Below are 20011 nucleotides of genomic sequence, written 5' to 3' on the forward strand. Positions count from 1 at the left end.
TTGCCATCCACATCACGAATGACTTATACCCTCTAGTGAACTCCTTCAAAAAAACATTCAATACATCGCGAATTGTGAATAACAAAAAAGGGCTAAGCCCCTTTTCAATGTTGTTGAAACTTAAAATTGATATCGTAGATTAAGTTGGTAACTAAGGAAGTCATTAGGCTCGATATCTACATATTGATACCCCAAGCCTACAGACCATGACTCAGTAAATTGATAGCTAAAACGCACACCCGCATACCAATCTGTACCATCAAGCGCTGTCGTTAAACGGCTATTACCCATAGTGCTGCTGATATCGGCTTGCCACCTAAACAAGCCTATGGGGACTTCAAATCGCCACGCTTCATGTTGGAGTAAAGTGAAACGTAATCCCAGCGTAACACCGTCGGCCAGTACGGGCGTCACCCCTTTGACCTGCTCATGATATTGCTCAGGGGTGAGACTTGCGCCTTCAATCCGCGCGCTGCCATTACCAAAGTCGGCATAACCTAACTCCACGGCCACCAATGGCGTCCATTGATAACCCACACTGACACCAATCGCCGTATCTGTGGTATCAACGGAAGTCACCGCGCCCGCTCCTGCTTGGGGTTGTAACACTCGCTTGCCGTTATCCACCTGAGCTTGCCCGATAAATCCTTCTGCGTACCAATATCCCTCATTCGCTGCATTCACCGGATTCACCATACCAACAAGCAGCAACACCACACCCAACAGATGCCATGCCCTGCGGCGTATCAAACCACCTGCAAGAAGCAATATTAATGCCCCTAGAGACACACTCCCTCCACCCGATTTATTGTCAATAACCACATCTTGATAGGCCTTAACGGTGACGAATACTTGCCCTGTTGCTTCGCCCCCAAAACCATCACTAATCCGATAACTCACAGTATCTACTCCATCAAACCCTGTTTTAGGTATATAACGTAGCTTGTTCGATTCGACCGAAACCACGCCTTGCTGTGCTGTCGCACTGATTAAGGTCAGGCTATTACCATCGGGATCGCTATCGTTACTTAATACATCGATTAATAAGCTTGTTCGGTCATCTGTAGTGGCACTGTCATTGACGGCAATCGGTGCCACATTACCACTCACTATCACCGTTAACTCACTGCTTGCGGTGCCGCCCTTACCATCAGTGATGCTATAGATAAGCACATCAGTACCGACAAAATCAGTCGCAGCGGTATAACTCACATGCTGATTGGCTAAGATTGCCACGGTACCAAACTCACTGACGACCTGTGTAACGGTTAACGTATCGCCATCACTATCGGTATCGTTTGCAAGCACATCGACATCAATACTCTGATTCCAAGACAGTGAGACGGAGTCAGGATTTGCAACGGGTAAATGGTTGCCATTAAGCACGACCGCCACCCCACCTGGATCGACAATCGTGCGATTAGCCACACCATCATCATCGTTCGGCCCACCATCCTCTATGGTTAACTGCACACACCAATGGCCTTCAGTTAAGCCCGGAGTCCAACGACTATCACCAGGAGGCGGGCAGAAACCTCGCTCACCTTCACTACTGGCGATACTGTTACGCGCATCCATCACAAAATCCTTCCAGCCATGTTGTGCTTGATACTTACGGTATACCGCATTAGCGGGTATAGGTGAGCGCTGTGGTAACACTAGGCTGTAACTCTGCCCTTGTTGTGGCAATCCTGTGACGATAAAGTCGAAAATACCACCTACATTGGCCGCAATACTGTCTGTAGCCACTTGATTAGGTTGCAGTTGTACACCACTTAGCCCTTCGATAAGGGCTGTATTCCCTAAGCGTAAACACACGCCTGCTTGCCCTTCTGCCAAGAAATACACGGGTTGTAATTCAGATTCAGGGATCACATTACAATCGCTAATGGCGTCTAAATAATCAGGGATACCATCACGATCTGCGTCACCAAAGCCTTCTTGGTCGTCAGGAATTAAGTCCCCATCAGTGTCAGCCCCCGTGAGAACAGGCAAGGTTGGCCGGACCACAAGATAGACTTTTTCCGTTGTAGAGAGTGCGGGGGAGCCATCATCTGTGACCGTCAAACTCACAGGGTAAATCCCTGGTAATACCGCAGCTGGTGAGAAGAACATGCCCTGGTTATCAGATTGCAAGTCCAATGCCCCACTTTCCCATACCGAGGTTAAACTGTCCTGCATATTGGCATCACTAATGTGCGCATCAATACGTACGTCACCGCCGTTCTGCGCAACAATCAGTTGACGCTCACCCGCTTGGGTGACCTCTAAACTCACTTTAGGTGCAATATTCGCTTCAGTGATCAGGACTTGTGTTTGATTTTTACTGCCCAGATTCAAGCTAGGATCTAGGCTAATCAGCACATCTTCGTTCCCTTCAACCTCACCATCTTCTACTGTTCTAAAGGTGATCTGAGCCTCCTGACCGGAAGTCACCTCCACCACACCGCTCACTAAGTCATGATCACTGCTGCTAGCAGAGCCTGAAACGGTATAGGGTATGGATAGAGGATAATCTGGGGCGACACCGTTCAGGTGCACAGTGACAATGACCTCATTTCCTTCACCCACAATCTGATCTTTACTTAACGAGATTAAGGGATGCACTTTGACTTTCTGGGCCTTAATCGCTTTGTTACCCTCGCTATCGACGGCTTGCCAGTAGGCCAAATAGTTACCCGGCGCAAAAAATAAACTCTGATTGACTAAGGAAACCGGCAATGCCTTACCATTGCGATCGACCGCTTTAGCAAACCCGAGTTTGACGCGGGTAAATAAGCCTGTTGCATTGACCTCAACATCATCGGGTAAGGTGATAACAGGCTGATTATCTGACTCGGCGCCATCAATAAGCACATTGACTTTGGCTGTGGAGCGTCCCTTGTTGCCATCACTGATGGTATAGCGCAGCGCCACTGGGCCGACGTATGCCTCTGGCGCGGTAAAGGTCAGCCCATCGGGAGTGATTTGCACACTACCGATATCTGCTGCGGCGCCATCAATCGTTAAGGTATCGCCATCCACATCGGTATCGTTCTCAAGCACCGCCAGAGTATAGATATCGTTGATTGAACGTGTCAGCGTGTAAGCATCATCGACGGCTTGTGGATCATCATTCACGGGGGTGACATTAATCGTGATAATCGCAGGCTCTGAGCTTAACTCAGCATCTTTTGCAATAAAACTGAGCTGATCTGCGCCGTTGAAATCTTTCTCCGGTGTGTATAACCATACTGTTCCATGTTGCGCCAATGTACCCGACTCAGGCTGACTGACAACTTCATAGGTCAGGGGATCATTATCCACATCCTCACCCATGAGGCTGATCATCACTGAGCTATCTTCCTCCAGCGTCACGGTTGAACTTATCGCAACCGGTGCATCATTCACATTCGTCACTGTGATGGTAAAACTTTGCTCTGCCGTTAACCCATCGGTGTCCGTAACCCGTAACATCACCGGGTGCATACCCACATCAGCATTGCTCGGTGTGCCACTTAACACACCAGAGGCAGCATTGAAGGTTAACCAGCTGGGTTTCGTCACCGCGCTCAGGGTAATGACATCACCCGTGTCTGCGTCGCTAGCAACGAAGGTGTAACTGTAGGCCACATCCTGAGTGGCTGTCGTGATAGCAACAGAGCTGATACTCGGTGCATCATTCACATTCGTCACTGTGATGGTAAAACTTTGCTCTGCCGTTAACCCATCGGTGTCCGTAACCCGTAACATCACCGGGTGCATACCCACATCAGCATTGCTCGGTGTGCCACTTAACACACCAGAGGCAGCATTGAAGGTTAACCAGCTGGGTTTCGTCACCGCGCTCAGGGTAATGACATCACCCGTGTCTGCGTCGCTAGCAACGAAGGTGTAACTGTAGGCCACATCCTGAGTGGCTGTCGTGATAGCAACAGAGCTGATACTCGGTGCATCATTCACATTCGTCACTGTGATGGTAAAACTTTGCTCTGCCGTTAACCCATCGGTGTCCGTAACCCGTAACATCACCGGGTGCATACCCACATCAGCATTGCTCGGTGTGCCACTTAACACACCAGAGGCCGCATTGAAGGTTAACCAGCTGGGTTTCGTCACCGCGCTCAAGCTAATGACATCACCCGTGTCTGCGTCGCTAGCAACGAAGGTGTAACTGTAGGCCACATCCTGAGTGGCTGTCGTGATAGCAACAGAGCTGATACTCGGTGCATCATTGACGTTAACCACCGTTATGCTAAACGCGGGTAGACTCGTACTCAAAGTACCGTCACTGACACTGATAACAATACCATTCGTTATCCCAATATCCGCATTGGTTGGCGTGCCCGTTAACGCGCCAGTTGCTGGCTCAAACGTGGCCCATGTCGGTTTGTTGGTAATACTGAAGGTTAATGTATCGCCAGCCGTGTCCGTTGCCGTTGGGATAAAACTATAAGGTGTGTCCTGATTGATACTCAGCACAGGCGTACCACTAATGGTGGGTGCGCCATTCGGCACGACCGCATTGGACACCGACGAGGAGGCTCCTGTACCTACAATATTGGTTGCGCTGACGGTAAAGGTATAGCTCACGCCATTGGTTAAGCCAGAAAGAGTAATGGGGGAGCCTGCACCCGTTGCCGTTGCACCGCCAGGGTTGGCAGTGACGCTATAACCGGTAATCATTGAGCCACCGCTGAAGGCGGGTGCGGTGAACGCTATGGTTGCCTGAGCAATACCAGCGGTCGCAGTACCTATGGTGGGCACACCTGGAACCACTGGATTGACCGTAAATGTTCGGCTCACCTGAGTTGCAGCAAGGTAGCCGGCGTTGCCTGCCTGATCCGCATTAATCGTGCAGCTACCCGCCGCCACAAAGGTCAACAGGCCACCAGAAGTAATGGTACAGACACCGGGCGTAGATGAGGTAAAGGTGGGTATCAGACCAATTGCATCGGTAGTGGCGATGAGCGTTGGTGTAGTACCAAAGTTCTGCGCACCTGGCTGGTTGAAGGTAATTGTCTGGATTGTTTTAGGTGTAACGGAATTGGATGCAACCGACGCAGGGCCTGAGCCCGCCACGTTTTCGGCAGTGATAGTAAAGGTATAGCCCTGCCCATTGGTTAAACCCGTTATCACTATAGGTGATGCGGCTCCGTTTACCGGAGGCACATGTGCCGGATTGGTTGTCACTGTATAGCCAGTAATGCTTGTACCACCGGTGTTGACTGGCGCAGTAAATGTCACACTCGCTTGAGTATCACCGGCAATTGCAGTCCCTATGGTTGGCGCACCGGGCACTGCAGCATTAACGGTGAAAGACTGACTCACTTGGCCAGCTGGCAAGTAGGATAAGTCGCCTGCCTGGTCGGCATTGATAGTACAGGTACCTGCCGTCACAAAGGTCAACACACCGCCACTGGTAATTGTACAAACTCCGGTAGTTGATGAGCTAAATGTCGGCGTCAAACCGGAATCGGATGTCGCTGTCAGTGTCGGCGACGTACCGTAAGTCTGGGCTCCGGGGTTGGCAAAGGTAATGGTTTGTGGTGCTGCCGGAGTAATGGAGTTGGATGCTGTAGACGCAGCTCCCGTTAACGCCGCCGAGTTAGTGGCCGTGACCGTAAAGGTATAAGAAACACCATTGGTTAAGCCATTGACAGTAATGGGCGCACCAGCACCGCTGCTGGTTAAGCCTCCGGGGTTAGATGTTACTGTATAACCGGTAATCGTCGTACCGCCGGTATTAGTTGGTGCTGTAAAGGCCACCGTTGCCTGAGTATTACCCGCAGTGGCAGTGCCAATAGTTGGCGCACCCGGCACTACCGCATTTACCATAAAGGTTTGCGACACCGTTGTCGCAGCATTCACGGCTGCATCACCCGGCTGATCAGCGTCGATAGTACAGCTTCCTGATGTAACAAAGGTCAGGGTGCCACCAGTAGTAATGGTACAAACACCGGCAGTGGCAGAGCTGAAACTTACGGCGTAACCTGCTCCGGCAGATGATGTTGCCGTTAGTGTTGGCGTGGTACCGAAGTTCAGTGCGCCCGGGTTGTTAAAAGTAATGGTTTGATTACCTTTAGGGATCACAGCGTTAGAGGCCGCTGAAGCAATACTGTTACCTGCGGCATTAGTTGCAATTACGGTAAAGGTATAGGCTATACCGTTGGTTAAGCCTGTAACAGTAATAGGAGATCCTGCACCGGTGCCGGTAATGCCGCCGGGGTTGGATGTTACGGTATAGCCGGTAATAGCTGAGCCACCGTTGTTCCCGGGTGGAGTGAAAGCTACAGAAACCTGACCTTCACCCGCTATCGCCAAACCTATTGTTGGTGCATCTGGTACTGAAATAGCATTGCTCACCGTAATGCCATTGCCTGTTAAATCAGCTACTGATACAGCCGCATCTGCACCTGCTGCCCAATCTTCAGCAGCAGCCAGATTATAAGTAGTTGCATCCACCGAGCTGGTACCATTTTTATTCAACAGCAAGTTGACCGTGTTCCGATCAGTGGCGCTGAGCGTTAGGGTGAAGAAGGTGCCGGAGGTGATTTCTACATTGGCTGTGTCGGTCAGTGTATAGGTGCTACCGCCTTCACCTGTGAAGGTGAACCTGTTAGCAACTATATCGTTGGTTGCACCTGCACGACTCAGAAAGCCGGTTCCTGTAACCACCAGCGCACCAGTGCTAGCGTTGTAGGTGGCACTGGTGATGGCAGGGACGGCCACATTGCTAACGGTAATGCCATTACCCGTCAAATCGGCAATATTGACTGCTGCATCAGCACCGGCATTCCAATCTTCAGCAGCGGCCAGGTTGTAGGTGGTTGCCCCGGTAGAGTTGGTGCCATTTTTATTCAGGATCAGGTTAACGCCCGCCCTATCCGTCGCACTCAGTACCATTGTAAAACTGGTGCCGGACGTCACTTCCACATTTGCTGTATCCGTTAAAGTCCAGGTACTGCCACCTTCGCCGCTCAGCGTAAAACGATTGGCGACTATATCGTTGCTGGCACCACTGGCTGATTTAAGGTTGGTGCCCGTTACCACTAAAATACCGGTATTGGCATCGTAGGTTGCAGAGGTCACCGTTGGTGCTGTCGTATTGGAAACAGTAATACCGTTGCCCGTAAGGTCGGCTGTTGCTGGCTCAGCAGCAATAAAACCTGCCGCACCGGCAAGGTTGTAAGTAGTCCCGCCGGTAGAGCTGGTGCCGTTTTTGTTGGCAATTAAATTCACTGCCGCGCGATCGGTCGCGCTGAGTGTCAGGGTAAAACTGGTGGCACTGGTAATTTCCACATTAGCGCTGTCGGTCAGAGTGTAGGTACTGCCGCCCTCGGCCGTGAAAGTAAATTTATTGGCGACCACATCATTGGTCGCACCAACCGTTGCGGTGAAATTGGTGCCAGTAACGACTAACACGCCTGTGGATGCATTATAGGTGGCAGAGGTGATGGTTGGAAATGGAGGTATTCCGTCTTCAAAATCCAGATCATCTACTACAACAATAGTGTCAGTTCCTGTAAAACGGATTTCATCGATATATTGCCAGTCAGAATTGAAAGTTAAGGTACCGCCAAAACCTTCACCTACTCCATTTTTTGCATAAGTAACAGATCCTGACGAATCTGAGATACCAGTATTTACAGAGTCTGACGCAACTGAAACACCATTTCGATAACCCGTCACAGTCAAGTTAGGGCTAGTCCCCAAACCCGCCCCAGTGTCTACTTCAATAGAGACTATACGAAACTGCGTGCCATCCGCTGAGGAAATTCTTGCATCCAGAGCACCCGCAGTAATGTTGACTCCTTCAAAATTAAACATGACTGCTAAGTCGCTGGAGTCTGGTGTAATACTTATGCTGGAAGGCACTTGAGTTAACCCCAAAACACCTGCAGGTGAAACTAACCTGTAGGTTGCTCCGGCAATAGTTTCACCATTGGGATTCAGAAACCGCTCCTGTTCAGAATTAAAGTTTTGGTCCGAGGGAGTTACCGCCATTGCACCAAAAGATGCCAGAGCCAAAAAGCCACCTAAAAATAACCTGCACCAAGATAGACACCAATACTCTGTAACAAGATTTTTTAGTGCGTAAATTATATTGTGAGTGGCTCGCAACATTTTACTTCTCCGTTAAAGGCTTATTTTAAGTAGTGCTCGTCCCTGGCGTCAGCGGCAGAGCATCAATTACGTGAAGGGAAAATGCCTTCAAGAGCAATAATAAAATTAACAACTTGATAAGGTTGAACGACAGAAACAGGCATATTGTTACCAGAAATACCTGTATTTCCATTTACGTTAACAGTTGTGGTGGCAGTCACAGGCGATAGTGTGGTGTCTGGTGCAGTAGTGCTAAACGCATTAAGAGCAGCTAAGCCACTCACCACTTTGGCGGGCACCGTGGTTGGCCCTGGAGTAGCGGTATTACCATTCGCGGAGGAAGCTCCCAATGCAACGCTCGTATTTCCTGTTCCATTTAGTGCTACGGAATGAACGTGCGCGGGTAATTCATTGGCTGTCAAGGTCACATTTTCAGTTCCACCCATTTGTCCCAGGGTATATTGACTGGTGCCAGGGCTTTGGCCTTGATGCACAGGCACACGCCCTTGTAGGTTAGGCAGTGCAAAAGTCGTTTGGCCATTGCCACCATAGGTGGTGCCTAGAATTGAAAAAAGTGCGGTATGTTGCGAGATAGACAGTAATTGTCCATTACAAAAAGCCCAGCCACGGGGAGCAAAATTACCTGCAAACATAGTGATTTCACCAATAAATGGATCTGACATTGTTTTTCTCCTTAAAATAACGATTTTGTCTAGTTAACGATTTAATTACTCTCGACATTTAATCGACAGCGAGTTCCTTTAGCTGATTGCAACATCATCCACATCACGCGATGAGAGACTATCTAGACAATATGAAAACAAAAATAAAACAAAATTATTACAATTAAACATACATTAAAAATTGATAAACACAATCGAGCCCCCAAAAAATCAAGGTAAATGCTTTCACGTCACTTCACCCCATAACATCAACTCGTGGGTGTCAGAACAACTTTCAAGCTTAAATCCATGTTGTAGATAAAGCTTTTTAGCTCGCGCATTTTCCTTCTCCACGGATAAACCAACGGGTAAATTACGTATTGCCGCCTCTTGCTTAATGAACGCTAAAATGGCCGAGCCAAAACCCTGTCCCCTCATGCTATTTATCACAATCAAATCAATAATATGGACTCTATGCTCACTGGTATCGAGCATCACTTTCCCGACGGCTTGCTGGTGATAAAACAAGATATAAGTGTTCGCATTTGGATATTGTTCCCGATAAGAGGCTTGCTGCAGTTGATATTGCTGCGCCAACATAGTGTCAACCACTTCACGGGGTAAACCCAGTTCATAAAAAAAAGGTTTTGTAGAGTAAAAAAGCTGTGCCATAAATGGGTTGTCGTTTGCATTAGCGGCTTTAGCACTTAAGCCAATTAGTGAATTGAACTCATCTAGCATCATGCTTTTTATCCCAATATAAACGCTGCAACAGTTGGTTATAAGTCATAAATAATTGCTGCCACGATGGGCTTTGCAATTCACGAAGAGGGACTGGTTCATTTGATACAGCAGGCGTAAATACTTGCCCCTGCTGTTTTGCATCAAAACACCAATGATCTTGCCAGCACTCTATTTCATCCATAGATAATGGCCTGCCTAAGATGGTAGAGAATGTTGTGGGATGAAAATCCTTTACTTGTTGATAATCTAACAAAATCGCTCGATTTGAGTTCAGTAAGGCATGGGTTAATTGCGCTAGATGCTGTAATACACTGATACGAAATTTATTTAAGCTAAAGGTTGTACTCACAGTTTCTATCTGCTGTATATGCCACTCAGTTGAAAGTAAACCTTGCCCTTCAACCATATGACGACCCGCAAGACGTTGGTGAGAAGCCAAAATATCCTTAGGATTACGTATCAGGCATAGCACGCGGCTCTGCGGGTAAAGTGCTAAAAGCATCGGCCAGTAAGCCAAATCCCAAGCATTCCATTTCACCACTAAATGCCGCTCACCATGCCTAAATCGCCCTTGCAGCCTTAAACATAAATCAACCAGCTTTACCTTTACTTCCTGTGACCAAAAGTCATCGCGCATAATATCGCTGCATAGCATAGATTCAGAAATTACAAGGCAATCATTTAGTTTAGAAAAACTACTTGAAACTAAAGTTGAACCACAACGCGACCAATGGAAGATCATGAGGCAAGGATGGAGCTCGGGCACAGAGTCACACTGTGTTAAAAGAGATTTGAGTAATGTTTTAGGTTGGATAAAAATCGCCAATAAACCAAGACGAATATCGCTAATATCATCCTCAAGAAAGGGCTTAGATAATTGATTAAATGCAGGGATCCAATACACCTCTTTGCTTTGGGAGCAATAGCGATAGGGAAGCCACGCTTGGCTAAATAGTGCTAATTTTGGTGTAAAATCCTCCCACCGCTGCATATGAACAAAATCCAGCATTTGATCTAAAGTAAGCTCAGGCCAAGCCAGCCAATCTCCCATTAAGGTGACAAATTGCTCAACACTGCTTGCTTGATGCAGTAACAAAAGTCGGTCAGGCTGATGTAATAACTGCCAATAACGGTTTTGTCTCTCTTGCATATCATTAACCATCAGGAAGCCACAGGGTAAAAGTTAATGTATTGCACCATACGGGGTAATTTACCCCGATTAGGACTCGCTCCGTGGGGCAAAGCATGGTGCCAAATGATGAGATCGCCCGCTTTGGCTGCTATCGATTTAACTGGCCATTCATGCCAATCCTGCTGCTGAAGCTCTATATCCGTTTTGTTCTGCTCAAGGAGCCAGTTTTCTATTTTGAGATGAAATCCAGGGACACAACAGAACGCACCTTGCTCCGCACTGGTATCGGTTAAATAAATTAATCCTTGAGTTGCAAACACTATGGGTAATTGCAGCGGCATATCCCAGTGCATATCAGGCCCTGGGAAATGCCATGTTGGTGTTTCTGGAGGATTGAAGCTGACTCTATCGGTTGTCATCACCAGATCGGTTCGCTGCCAAAGCTGTTCAAACACTTGACGGATTTTGGGTGCTTGTCGATTCGCGTCCAGTTGCGGATGGCGAAACAGTTGCAGCATAATTTTTTGCATCAATGCATGGGATTGATACCAAGTTTGGGGTTCTTTTTCATTTGCCCCTAACTGCTGCCAAATTAAGGCGCGAGTCGCAGCGCATTGCTCTACCGATAACACTTGCGGGATCACTAAGTAACCTTCGCGGAGCCAAAAGTCGAGTTGGGCATCGCTTAACACTATATTAGGGGGTAAGACCCCAGGCGTAACCGTTCGCGCAATACCTAAAGATAGATCTCGCAGGCGTTGATTTATAACGCCAATATCTTCCGCCGTGAGCTTAGTGGTCTGCAGTATCAGCTTGATAAATGTCTGTAGATCGTCATTCTGGTATAGGGCCTTTAGCCCCGGCTCTAGACCAATACCACTGAGATCCAGCAAGGCTTTATCCAAAAGCCATTCATGGGCAAGTTGAGGGAGAGACTCGCCGCCTTTCTGTAACTGCACTTTTTGCCATAGGCGCAGTAAATGATAAATACCACCGCCTCCTAAATCCTCACTCGAGACTAAAACGGATTTCTGCAACAGGGTGTTAGCAAATGTGGCTAACGCTTCCACACTTAAAGATGATCCTGCTTCACACTCTAATTTCTGCTGCATTCACTAAATCCTTTAGCCAAGTATTCACTTCGCAATCAATCACTAAATTGATGCGTGCTTCCTGCCCTTTATTTTCAACCCAATGAACTTGATCGGCATTGATATACCAAAGCTCTCCCGCCTGCATTGGAACGCGCTTATCATCCACATAAAAATTTAACTGTGCATTCGTTTGCAGCGGCAAGTGCAATCTCGCCTCGCCATACTCAAGAGAAAGCCCTTTATCGCTATGGGGTTTAATTTCAGCCCCAGCATGCAAACGCATCAAACGTACTGATTTAACAGGAGAACCTAAGGACTGAATAAAGCTTAAGAGCGCAGGACTAGACTCAAGACAAGGCAAATTACGCCAATCTTCGGCCGATGATATAGAGAAGGCTTGCAAGATAGGATGGGCCCCTTGATACTCAGCGGCACAGCGCAGGACAAGAACATCCCAACCGCCCTGATAATCACGTTGATTAACATGGGGCAACCAGTCTTGTTGCAACAATGCATTAAGTTCTACTAGTATCTGGTGGGTATTTGAAATATGAGCAAGCAAAGCAAAAGAGTCGATATCCATATCTAACGGCTGTGTTTTTAGGTCAATCAACCAAGCCTAGCACAACGTCACAATCATACAAGTCAGCAACACTTTAACCCATGATTTGAAACAAATGGAATATCCCATGCTTAACTGGAACACTATAGACACAGTGCTACTCGACATGGATGGCACATTATTAGATTTACACTTTGATAATCATTTCTGGCTGAGTTTAGTACCACAGGAATTGAGTCAGCAGCGAGGTATTAGCACGGATGACGCGCAACAATTAGTCGTGAGTGCCTATGGAAAAGTGGCAGGAACACTCGATTGGTATTGCCTCGATTATTGGCAAGCAACACTTCAGCTCGACATTATGGGCTTGCATCGTACTTTGGTGGATCGCATTCAACTACGCCAAGATAGTATGCCCTTTTTAGATGCCTTAGCCTCTGCGGGTAAAAAACGTATTCTTGTTACCAATGCGCACCCCAAGAGTCTTGCTTTAAAGCTTGAGCATACAGAACTTGGCTCAGGGCTAGATGGGATGATTTCAAGCCACGAAACAGGTTATCCCAAGGAACATCCACAATTTTGGCAAACCTTGTTTGAAAAATTTGTTCTCGACCCGAGCCGTTGCCTCTTTATCGATGACAGTGAGCCGATACTCAATGCAGCAAGGTTAGCAGGCGTGGGTCATCAACTGGGGATAGCCAATCCCGATAGCCAAAAACCGCTAAAAATCTTTCACGACTTCCCAGCTATTACTGACTATCACTTATTACTTGATGATTTAAAACAACAAAAAGATAATAAAAACAAAGGCACCTAAGGTGCCTTTATCCTCTTTAAGCCGAATACTGTAACTACAGCCCCGGAATACGCCCCTGATACACCACAGGGAAATAACCGTCAGTACCACGTTTACCCAGTATTCCCAATGATTCACGCATATCCTTAGGCTGCTCAGCGGTTTCTTTAATTTTAGCGGTAACACTCACCATGTTGTCCTCCACTAATTGCAAAGCGCCCACAATGCCCAACTGATTTTTAGTTTCATCGGTCATTAACTGAGCTTTACCATCAACGCAGCTTAACCCTAGCTCAATATTGCCTAATGGATATTCACCAAACTGGTTTTTCACATGGGTTTGATTTAGAAACAGTTTGCCTGATAACTGCTCACACCAAGGCTTACCCTGCTCAAGCGTTTCGACTAATAGGCTGACTTCACCCGTTATTTCAGTTCTAAACGGCAACTTAGCATTACCAATAAGAAAACTGTCTGGCGCCTCAAAACGTAATCCTTTGGCACTTAAGCCACCTAAAGACCAAGTGACCAGCCCTTTAGAATTGACTGGCGTCGCGCGACTACCTATCTGAAAATCAACCTTAACTTTTCCTAAAAATAACGCCCAAGGACTCAGCTCCCAGCGTATTTGCTCAAGTTGGCGTTGCGGCACACTTAAGGTTTCAATACTGCCAGACCAAATACTGCCATTCACCCCCGAAATACTGATGTTCGCAGGTAATGGCGCTAATGCTATCGCAATCTTAGCGGGAAATAGAACGACTAAAAATACTAAATAAATCAGTACACCTATGATGACTTTTTTTATCAAGCTCACAACGACACCTCTATTGCGCTAATTGGATACGTCTTACTTTGACATAGCCTGGCGTACCAGCCTCAGCCAAATCAACACTTTCGAGGGATAAACCTTTTTTCTGAACCAACTCACTCAAATAACCTAATAAAGCATCAAAAGGCACATCGTCCATCCACACTTGGATCTTATCACCTTGGGGTTGCATGCGCGTGATCACTAAGCCATAGCTACCCGCTGTTTGGTTAACCACTGAGCTTAAACTGTCAGACATTGCAGGTTTAGCACCGCTTTGCTTCAGTCCAGCAATTTTATTTGCCGTTTGCTTTACATAGTTCAAAGTTTGTTGCTGGGCAGTGAGGTTACGTAATGCATCGGCTTCAGCATTCGCAATCGGTGTCCAAATACCCCAATAGAACACTCCTATCACCAAGAATACGGCACAAAAACCCACTAACTGTTGCTCGCGTAACGCCAGCCCCTGCCACCAAGTTCGCAAATTATTCATCTTATTTGCTCCTCAAGGTTAAGGTGCTAGTCACTTGATCTTCAGCGCTATTCATCGTGCCACCATCGAGTTGGAAACGACGTCCAACAATTTCTTTAAATTTCTCAATCTGTGCGTAATTTTTAGCGGTAACTTGCATACGGATCTCGTTACGAGCACTTTCAAATCTTAACGTATTGGGTTTAAGCTCAGGGACTTGCTTAAAGGCATCCTGTAAACCAGCCAACATTGCAAAAAACTCGGCGCCACTCCCCTGCCCCTGCAAGGCTCGTAACTGACTTTCCATTTGCGAACGTAGATTCACAATCCGAGTATTACCCGGCACAACCTGTTGGTAAATCGACTCGCTCTGCGCTTTCAGATCGGCAATCTGACTATTGACTTGATGGATCGTCAGCCCCTTATTCACAAGGGCAAGCACACAGGCGACCCCGAGTATAATGAGGGCATTTTTCCATAACATTAAGTACTTACTGTATTCGCGCTTAGGCGTATAAACACCACTGAGTAAGTTAACAGGCGCATTTAAAATACCACGGGCAAGCACCAACATTGGTAAATCTAAAGGTTGCTGTTTAAGCTCAACACCTTCAAGCTCGAAATCGGTATAACTGGCTACTGAAATATCTTCATCCTTAGTGACCAGTTGTTTCATCGCAAGTGGCAGCCAAGAAAGTGGCAAACTTTGGCCTGTACCAGAGCCTGTTCTTAGCAGTAATTCGTTGCCAAAACGCATCGCTGCCCATTGGCATTCCTGCAATGGCAAAGCCAAACAGTCGGGAACGATACGTTTAACTTTTAACCCTGCCTCTGTTAAACAATTCAGCCAAGTTTGCATTTGTTCATGGGCAACGGCGACCACACTTAAGGCATCACCATTACGTGGTCCAACGGTAAAATGCATAGCGTCAACATCATCTGCTAGCATTTCCTCTAACATAAAAGGCAGTGCTTTCAAGGCTTGACGTTGGCCTTTTTCAGGCAAATTAACACTGGTTAGGGTCATTGCTGATGCGGGCACAAGCACATCAATAGGACGATTACCCGCACGTTCAGTTAGGGTCGCTAAACCTTGAGCATTTGCAAGTTCGCCAGAGGCGATAATTTCTTGTTCTTGCTCAGACCATACCAACCAAGAGCAAGCCTGCTCCGTGTTTCTGCCTAAGCGAATAAATAGCCGTTCACTCACAGTTTTTCTCCACCAGCTTCAACCTAAAAAAGAATTGAGCTTGATTGCTATTATTTTTGTCCACCAAACTGACGGGTGAGCACTTCCATTTTGTTACCGCTGCCTTTTCTGAGCACACTCTCCATCCTAAAGATGGCATTGTCGACCTTAGCGCCGGAGGCGAGAAGGAAATACTGACTGTCGATAACAAAACTCGACTTCATTGCATCCTCCCATTTGATCGACCGCATGGAAGAGGTTTCATAAAAATCATCTATTTTGGCAAAACCATCGCTAGGGCGTTGATTAATGACACTCTCTGCCTCACCAACTGAAATTTGCCCCTCAACCATGGCCGCAAGCAATGCAGCTTGCTCCACCTCTAAGGTGTTTACATTGAGCAATTGCCTATCATTTCCCGGAATAACACAAATATAGGGTAATAATTTCAAATAAATATCTTGGGTATATCCCATTACTGCCCGCAATTCACTACGGTGATTCATCAGGGTATTTGCGGCACGATACGACACATTTCGCGCTTCATACTCTGCATCTTCGGCGCCAAAGGGGCTGGTTGTTGTATCTTCATCGATATAATCTTTTAGGGTTTGTGTCAGACGATCCGCCGAAAAATCATCCATCCCCAAACTCACTAACAACGCTTTATATTGTCTTGCCGCCAAGGGTAACTTAGGTTGCCCATTTTCGACTTCTTTCGTTGTGGCAGACAAAGCATTTAAATTAAAGCAGGAACGCATATCGGTGATCTTGCCAGCAATTTCACCATATTCCGCCGGGAATACTACATCACTCATGGCCCAATACTGCTGCCGATGCACCTTTCCTTCGGAATCCTCTAAATCTTGTTTTAGAATTTTTTTCGCCAACTCTTCTGCCGAAATCGTATACCAATAGGCTTGGTCGTACTGGGCTAAGTTCAATGTTCGGCGCATTGATAACTGATTACGACTGGTAATATTCGTGGCAATAATCACCACCAGTGCCACAATCAAAAGCACAACAATCAATGCGACACCGCGCTGTTTAGAGTGAAGCTGAATACGGTTTTTCATTCTCGACCCTCGTCTTCGGGATCGTCATTAGGATCCACTTCGCCAGAGCCATCACCGCTACCAGTATCTTCATTCTCTTTATTGTCGTCTTTTGGATCATCCTTATCTTTGTTGTCATCGTCATTAGACTTTTCAGGTGCCAAGGCCCCTAATGGCAACAAGAACTTACGCTGAATTTTACCTAAACCTTCAATATCCACTTCCATCGCGATGGCTTTAGGCAGCTTAGTCGCTTCGACTTTTCGCTCCCATTTATCTTCCATAAAAAAGGAATATTCTACCGACAACACGTTATCGATGATCACAGTCTTAATCGGCTCAGCACCAAACTCAGGCTCTGGGTAGGGAAAATACCAGCGTTCCAATCGCCCTTCTTGCACCACATAGGCGACGGACTGCAAGCTGCCTCTTGGTAATAAGCCATCGGGATTTAACCAACCCAAACGGTAAAAGACGAGTGCCTCAGATTCTGAGTCTAAAAGCTCATTACCCGTTTGGAATACCGTAGTACCACGTCCACCCTCGAGTAACCTTGGTGTTCTCGCGACCATTTGGTTTAAATCACGCTCAATCGCACCAAAGCCTTGCTGCAATGCCTTTAGGCGAGTCGAAAAGTTTTTAGTCACTTCATCGTTGGTCAATACCGTACTTAACACAGCATTGGCCGCTACACCTATCATGGCAAAAATCGCAATAGCGATTAACATTTCAAGCAACGTAAAGCCTGTGTGAGCTTTAGTTAGTTTTAAGGACATAACTGCTCACTTGTGCTGCAATACGCTGATAACGCTCATCTTCACTGACGCTGATGCGGATCATTCTAAAATTATCATCCGTCGTTTTTACAACTTCTCGGCGCCAATACCAGTCCTTTCCTGCCAGTTCAACTCGGCCTTCTTTTTTACCTAATTCAGGAAACTGAGGTTCAAGCCTGACATCGACCATCTGATTGTCAGCAACCCATTGCGCCAGAGTACGCGACTCCAGAATGGGCATATTTGCCATTTGTTCACCCAAACTTTTGGTAATTGAAACCGCCGCAACAGAAAATACCGCCAGCGCAACAATCACTTCAAGCAAGGTCATGCCCTTAACGTATTTCATCTGGCCGTCCTAGAGTTAAACGCCCAAGCGCATCACCCACCACCAGTACATCAATCTGTCCCTTATCGGTTTTTGCGATAAAACTCAGTTCAAAAGCACTCATTTCACCACTGGGGAATAACATGATCTGAGGCTCTGGATGTTTCTTTTTATCCTCGGTTTTAGCTTCAATAAATGGCTCATCAAACCAAGATTTTTCCTCTTCATCTTCTTGTACTAAAGGTAAACCATCGAGCACCAAGTTTAACGACACCCCAGTCTCCATCTGTTTTTCAGACAGCATTCTGTCTTTTTCCAGAGGATTCCATTTACCATCTTTATAAAAAACAAACTGATAACTGGTTTTTTCAATCACAATACCAATAAATTGACCGCTTAAAACCGTTTCATCGAGCACTAATTCTGTCGCGGCCATAAACTGCTGCGCCGTTCTTTCAAGGGCCTGCTGTGGCCCCGAGTTACCAATAGACATAGTCACAGCAGCAGCGGTGAGTCCCATCAGCAAAATCACCAGCATCACCTCCATTAAGGTGAAACCAGTTTGGCGCAGCTTTAGCATTTTATTGGAAATTCTGTAAATTCCAGTTACCGATATCATCTTCGGTACCTGGTTGACCATCTGGGCCTGCGCTGAAAATATCGAGCTTGCTGTTTTCGCCTGGGCTTAACAGTAAGTAATTATTACGCCATGGATCCTGCGGTAAGCGTTTGACATAGCCTTCTTCACGATAATTGCGCGGCTCTGGTGAAATGGTTGGCTTTTGCACTAAGGCTTCTAAACCCTGTTCAGTCGTTGGATAAACGCCATTATCTAGCTTATACATGTCTAGCGCATTCTCGAGCGCCACTATGTCTGATACGGCTTTTTGTTGGTCGGCTTTATCTTTGTTACCCATTAAGTTAGGCACGACCATAGAGGCCAAAATACCAAGAATAACAATCACTACCATCACTTCGAGTAAGGTAAAACCTTTTTGTCTGTTGTTTATTTGCATCAACTACTTCTCCTAAAAAAACCTACGCCAATTGGCTTGGCTATAAATCCATAAATTCAACAATCAGCTACTAATCAAGTTGTTCAATGCTAATATCGGCTGCAAAATCGCCATAACGATAAAGAGCACAATACCCGCCATACTCACCACCAACATAGGTTCAAATACGCCAAGGGCAATATTGACGTTACCTTCAAACTCCCTATCTTGGTTATCCGCAGCCCGTTCTAGCATCTGTTCGAGCTGACCACTTTTCTCGCCCGAGGCAATCATATATAACATCATTGCCGGAAACAGCTTAGTGTTAGTCAACGCAGCACCAAGGCTGGTTCCCTCTCGCACACGTGCTGTTGCATCATCAACGGCGGCACGTACTCGCATATTTTGCAGTACTTCGCTCGCAATACGCATACCATCAAGCAAGGGGACAGAACTGGCAGAAAGAATACTTAAGGTACGCGCAAAACGCGCCGTATTAAGGCCTTTACTGACACGACCAATCACGGGCATTTTCAGTAAAAAACTATCGTACTTCATTCTAAATGCTGGCGACTTAAGCATCCGTTGAAACACGACTGCCAACAATACTATCGCCAACACCACAAAGAGGCCGTAGTTTTGGACAAAATCAGACGCTGAGATCAAAAAACGAGTGGTAGCGGGTAACTCTGCGCCCATATGTTCAAATTGACCAACAACCTTAGGTACCACAGCCGCGAGCAATACTGAAATCACACCAATCGCGACCACAGTCAGCACTATCGGATAAATCATTGCCTGTTGCAGTTTTGACTTAAGCTGTTGGCGGCGCTCGGTGTAATCGGCAAGACGATTTAAGACCACTTCTAGGTGCCCTGACTTTTCCCCCGAGGCCACCATAGCGCGGTATAAGTCATCGAAAATATGCGGAAACTCAGCAAGGGAGTCGGCAAAGCTATAACCTTCGACGACCCGTGAACGCACCGCCATAATCATACTCGCGAGACGATCCTTCTCGCATTGTTGACCGACGGCTTTAAGGGATTCTTCAATAGGTAACCCCGCCGCCACTAACGTCGCGATTTGGCGAGTAATAAGGGCAAGTTCAGCGACTGAAATCCCACGTTTGAAAACAGAAAACCCACTGCTTTTGGCTTTGGCTTCTTTTTCGGTAACGGGAAGAATTTCCAGCGGCATCATACGCTGTTCCCGCAGTTGGCTACGGGCATGTCTGGCGGTATCGGCCTCTATCACGCCTTTAAGCTGCTTACCCTTGGCATCCAGTGCTTTATATTCAAATGCTGGCATTG

General features: G+C 46.8%; 15 protein-coding genes and 1 pseudogene. 1 reads left to right on the top strand and 15 read right to left on the bottom strand.

The features are described from left to right. Positions 1-120: 120 nt before the first annotated feature. From JEZ96_RS18205 to JEZ96_RS18230, 6 genes and pseudogenes are all read right to left on the bottom strand, one after another. The gene (locus tag JEZ96_RS18205; RefSeq protein WP_198779828.1) at positions 121-8106 is read right to left on the bottom strand and encodes an Ig-like domain-containing protein; all 7986 of its coding nucleotides are present in this window, start codon (positions 8104-8106) and stop codon (positions 121-123) included. A gap of 62 nt (positions 8107-8168) precedes the next feature. After that, positions 8169-8768: a phage tail protein gene (locus JEZ96_RS18210; protein ID WP_061783252.1), complete on the bottom strand. Its 600-nt coding sequence runs from the start codon at positions 8766-8768 to the stop codon at positions 8169-8171. A gap of 225 nt (positions 8769-8993) precedes the next feature. Then, positions 8994-9491 carry a GNAT family N-acetyltransferase gene (locus tag JEZ96_RS18215; RefSeq protein WP_025008636.1) on the bottom strand — a complete coding sequence of 166 codons (498 nt, stop codon included), beginning with the start codon at positions 9489-9491 and terminating at the stop codon, positions 8994-8996. After that, positions 9478-10641 (bottom strand): hypothetical protein, encoded by a 1164-nt coding sequence (locus tag JEZ96_RS18220; RefSeq protein ID WP_229781459.1) that lies wholly within the window; start codon positions 10639-10641, stop codon positions 9478-9480. The genes JEZ96_RS18215 and JEZ96_RS18220 overlap by 14 nt, the downstream gene beginning before the upstream one ends. Positions 10642-10652: 11 nt before the next feature. Then, positions 10653-11657, bottom strand: a pseudogene (locus tag JEZ96_RS18225) (phytanoyl-CoA dioxygenase family protein); the annotation flags it as partial. Positions 11658-11712: 55 nt separating this feature from the next. Next, a complete protein-coding gene (locus tag JEZ96_RS18230) occupies positions 11713-12300 on the bottom strand; it encodes an aspartyl/asparaginyl beta-hydroxylase domain-containing protein (RefSeq protein ID WP_025008639.1) in 588 nt (195 codons plus the stop codon). A 106-nt stretch (positions 12301-12406) separates the two neighbouring features. Between JEZ96_RS18230 and yrfG the strand changes: the two genes are divergently transcribed. Next, on the top strand, positions 12407-13096 hold the full coding sequence (gene yrfG, locus JEZ96_RS18235) for a GMP/IMP nucleotidase (protein WP_014609711.1): 690 nt from the start codon (positions 12407-12409) through the stop codon (positions 13094-13096). A 34-nt stretch (positions 13097-13130) separates the two neighbouring features. Here yrfG and JEZ96_RS18240 read toward each other — a convergent pair whose 3' ends face one another. From JEZ96_RS18240 to gspF, 9 genes are all read right to left on the bottom strand, one after another. Further along, a complete protein-coding gene (locus JEZ96_RS18240) occupies positions 13131-13892 on the bottom strand; it encodes a type II secretion system protein N (RefSeq protein WP_128090223.1) in 762 nt (253 codons plus the stop codon). A gap of 10 nt (positions 13893-13902) precedes the next feature. Beyond that, positions 13903-14379, bottom strand: coding sequence for a type II secretion system protein M (locus JEZ96_RS18245; protein WP_011920106.1), 477 nt, complete (start codon positions 14377-14379; stop codon positions 13903-13905). Between the two features lies 1 nt (position 14380). Beyond that, on the bottom strand, positions 14381-15568 hold the full coding sequence (gspL, locus tag JEZ96_RS18250; protein WP_011920107.1) for a type II secretion system protein GspL: 1188 nt from the start codon (positions 15566-15568) through the stop codon (positions 14381-14383). 50 nt (positions 15569-15618) lie between these two features. Continuing rightward, the gene (gspK, locus tag JEZ96_RS18255) at positions 15619-16623 is read right to left on the bottom strand and encodes a type II secretion system minor pseudopilin GspK (protein ID WP_025008641.1); all 1005 of its coding nucleotides are present in this window, start codon (positions 16621-16623) and stop codon (positions 15619-15621) included. Then, positions 16620-17378: a type II secretion system minor pseudopilin GspJ gene (gene gspJ, locus JEZ96_RS18260; protein WP_025008642.1), complete on the bottom strand. Its 759-nt coding sequence runs from the start codon at positions 17376-17378 to the stop codon at positions 16620-16622. Before gspJ ends, gspK begins: the two co-directional genes overlap by 4 nt. Further along, positions 17359-17727, bottom strand: a complete 369-nt coding sequence (gene gspI / locus JEZ96_RS18265) for a type II secretion system minor pseudopilin GspI (protein WP_011790939.1) — start codon at positions 17725-17727, stop codon at positions 17359-17361. The genes gspJ and gspI overlap by 20 nt, the downstream gene beginning before the upstream one ends. Continuing rightward, positions 17714-18286, bottom strand: coding sequence for a type II secretion system minor pseudopilin GspH (gene gspH / locus JEZ96_RS18270; protein WP_011920109.1), 573 nt, complete (start codon positions 18284-18286; stop codon positions 17714-17716). Before gspH ends, gspI begins: the two co-directional genes overlap by 14 nt. A 1-nt stretch (position 18287) precedes the next feature. Next, entirely contained in the window at positions 18288-18722 is a 435-nt protein-coding gene (gene gspG / locus JEZ96_RS18275) for a type II secretion system major pseudopilin GspG (protein WP_011790941.1), read from the bottom strand. A gap of 63 nt (positions 18723-18785) precedes the next feature. After that, positions 18786-20009, bottom strand: a complete 1224-nt coding sequence (gene gspF, locus JEZ96_RS18280; RefSeq protein WP_011790942.1) for a type II secretion system inner membrane protein GspF — start codon at positions 20007-20009, stop codon at positions 18786-18788. Positions 20010-20011: the final 2 nt, after the last annotated feature.

The sequence above is a fragment of the Shewanella putrefaciens genome (assembly GCF_016406325.1).
GTDB lineage: Bacteria > Pseudomonadota > Gammaproteobacteria > Enterobacterales > Shewanellaceae > Shewanella > Shewanella putrefaciens.

Coding starts and splice junctions, on each gene's coding strand:
- gspJ (WP_025008642.1), bottom strand. CDS start 17,378: ATGTCCTTAAAACTAACTAAAGCTCACACAGGCTTTACGTTGCTTGAA.
- gspI (WP_011790939.1), bottom strand. CDS start 17,727: ATGAAATACGTTAAGGGCATGACCTTGCTTGAAGTGATTGTTGCGCTG.
- JEZ96_RS18210 (WP_061783252.1), bottom strand. CDS start 8,768: ATGTCAGATCCATTTATTGGTGAAATCACTATGTTTGCAGGTAATTTT.
- yrfG (WP_014609711.1), top strand. CDS start 12,407: ATGCTTAACTGGAACACTATAGACACAGTGCTACTCGACATGGATGGC.
- gspH (WP_011920109.1), bottom strand. CDS start 18,286: ATGCTAAAGCTGCGCCAAACTGGTTTCACCTTAATGGAGGTGATGCTG.
- JEZ96_RS18230 (WP_025008639.1), bottom strand. CDS start 12,300: ATGGATATCGACTCTTTTGCTTTGCTTGCTCATATTTCAAATACCCAC.
- JEZ96_RS18205 (WP_198779828.1), bottom strand. CDS start 8,106: ATGTTGCGAGCCACTCACAATATAATTTACGCACTAAAAAATCTTGTT.
- gspK (WP_025008641.1), bottom strand. CDS start 16,623: ATGAAAAACCGTATTCAGCTTCACTCTAAACAGCGCGGTGTCGCATTG.
- gspG (WP_011790941.1), bottom strand. CDS start 18,722: ATGCAAATAAACAACAGACAAAAAGGTTTTACCTTACTCGAAGTGATG.
- gspF (WP_011790942.1), bottom strand. CDS start 20,009: ATGCCAGCATTTGAATATAAAGCACTGGATGCCAAGGGTAAGCAGCTT.
- JEZ96_RS18220 (WP_229781459.1), bottom strand. CDS start 10,641: ATGCAAGAGAGACAAAACCGTTATTGGCAGTTATTACATCAGCCTGAC.
- JEZ96_RS18215 (WP_025008636.1), bottom strand. CDS start 9,491: ATGATGCTAGATGAGTTCAATTCACTAATTGGCTTAAGTGCTAAAGCC.
- JEZ96_RS18245 (WP_011920106.1), bottom strand. CDS start 14,379: ATGAATAATTTGCGAACTTGGTGGCAGGGGCTGGCGTTACGCGAGCAA.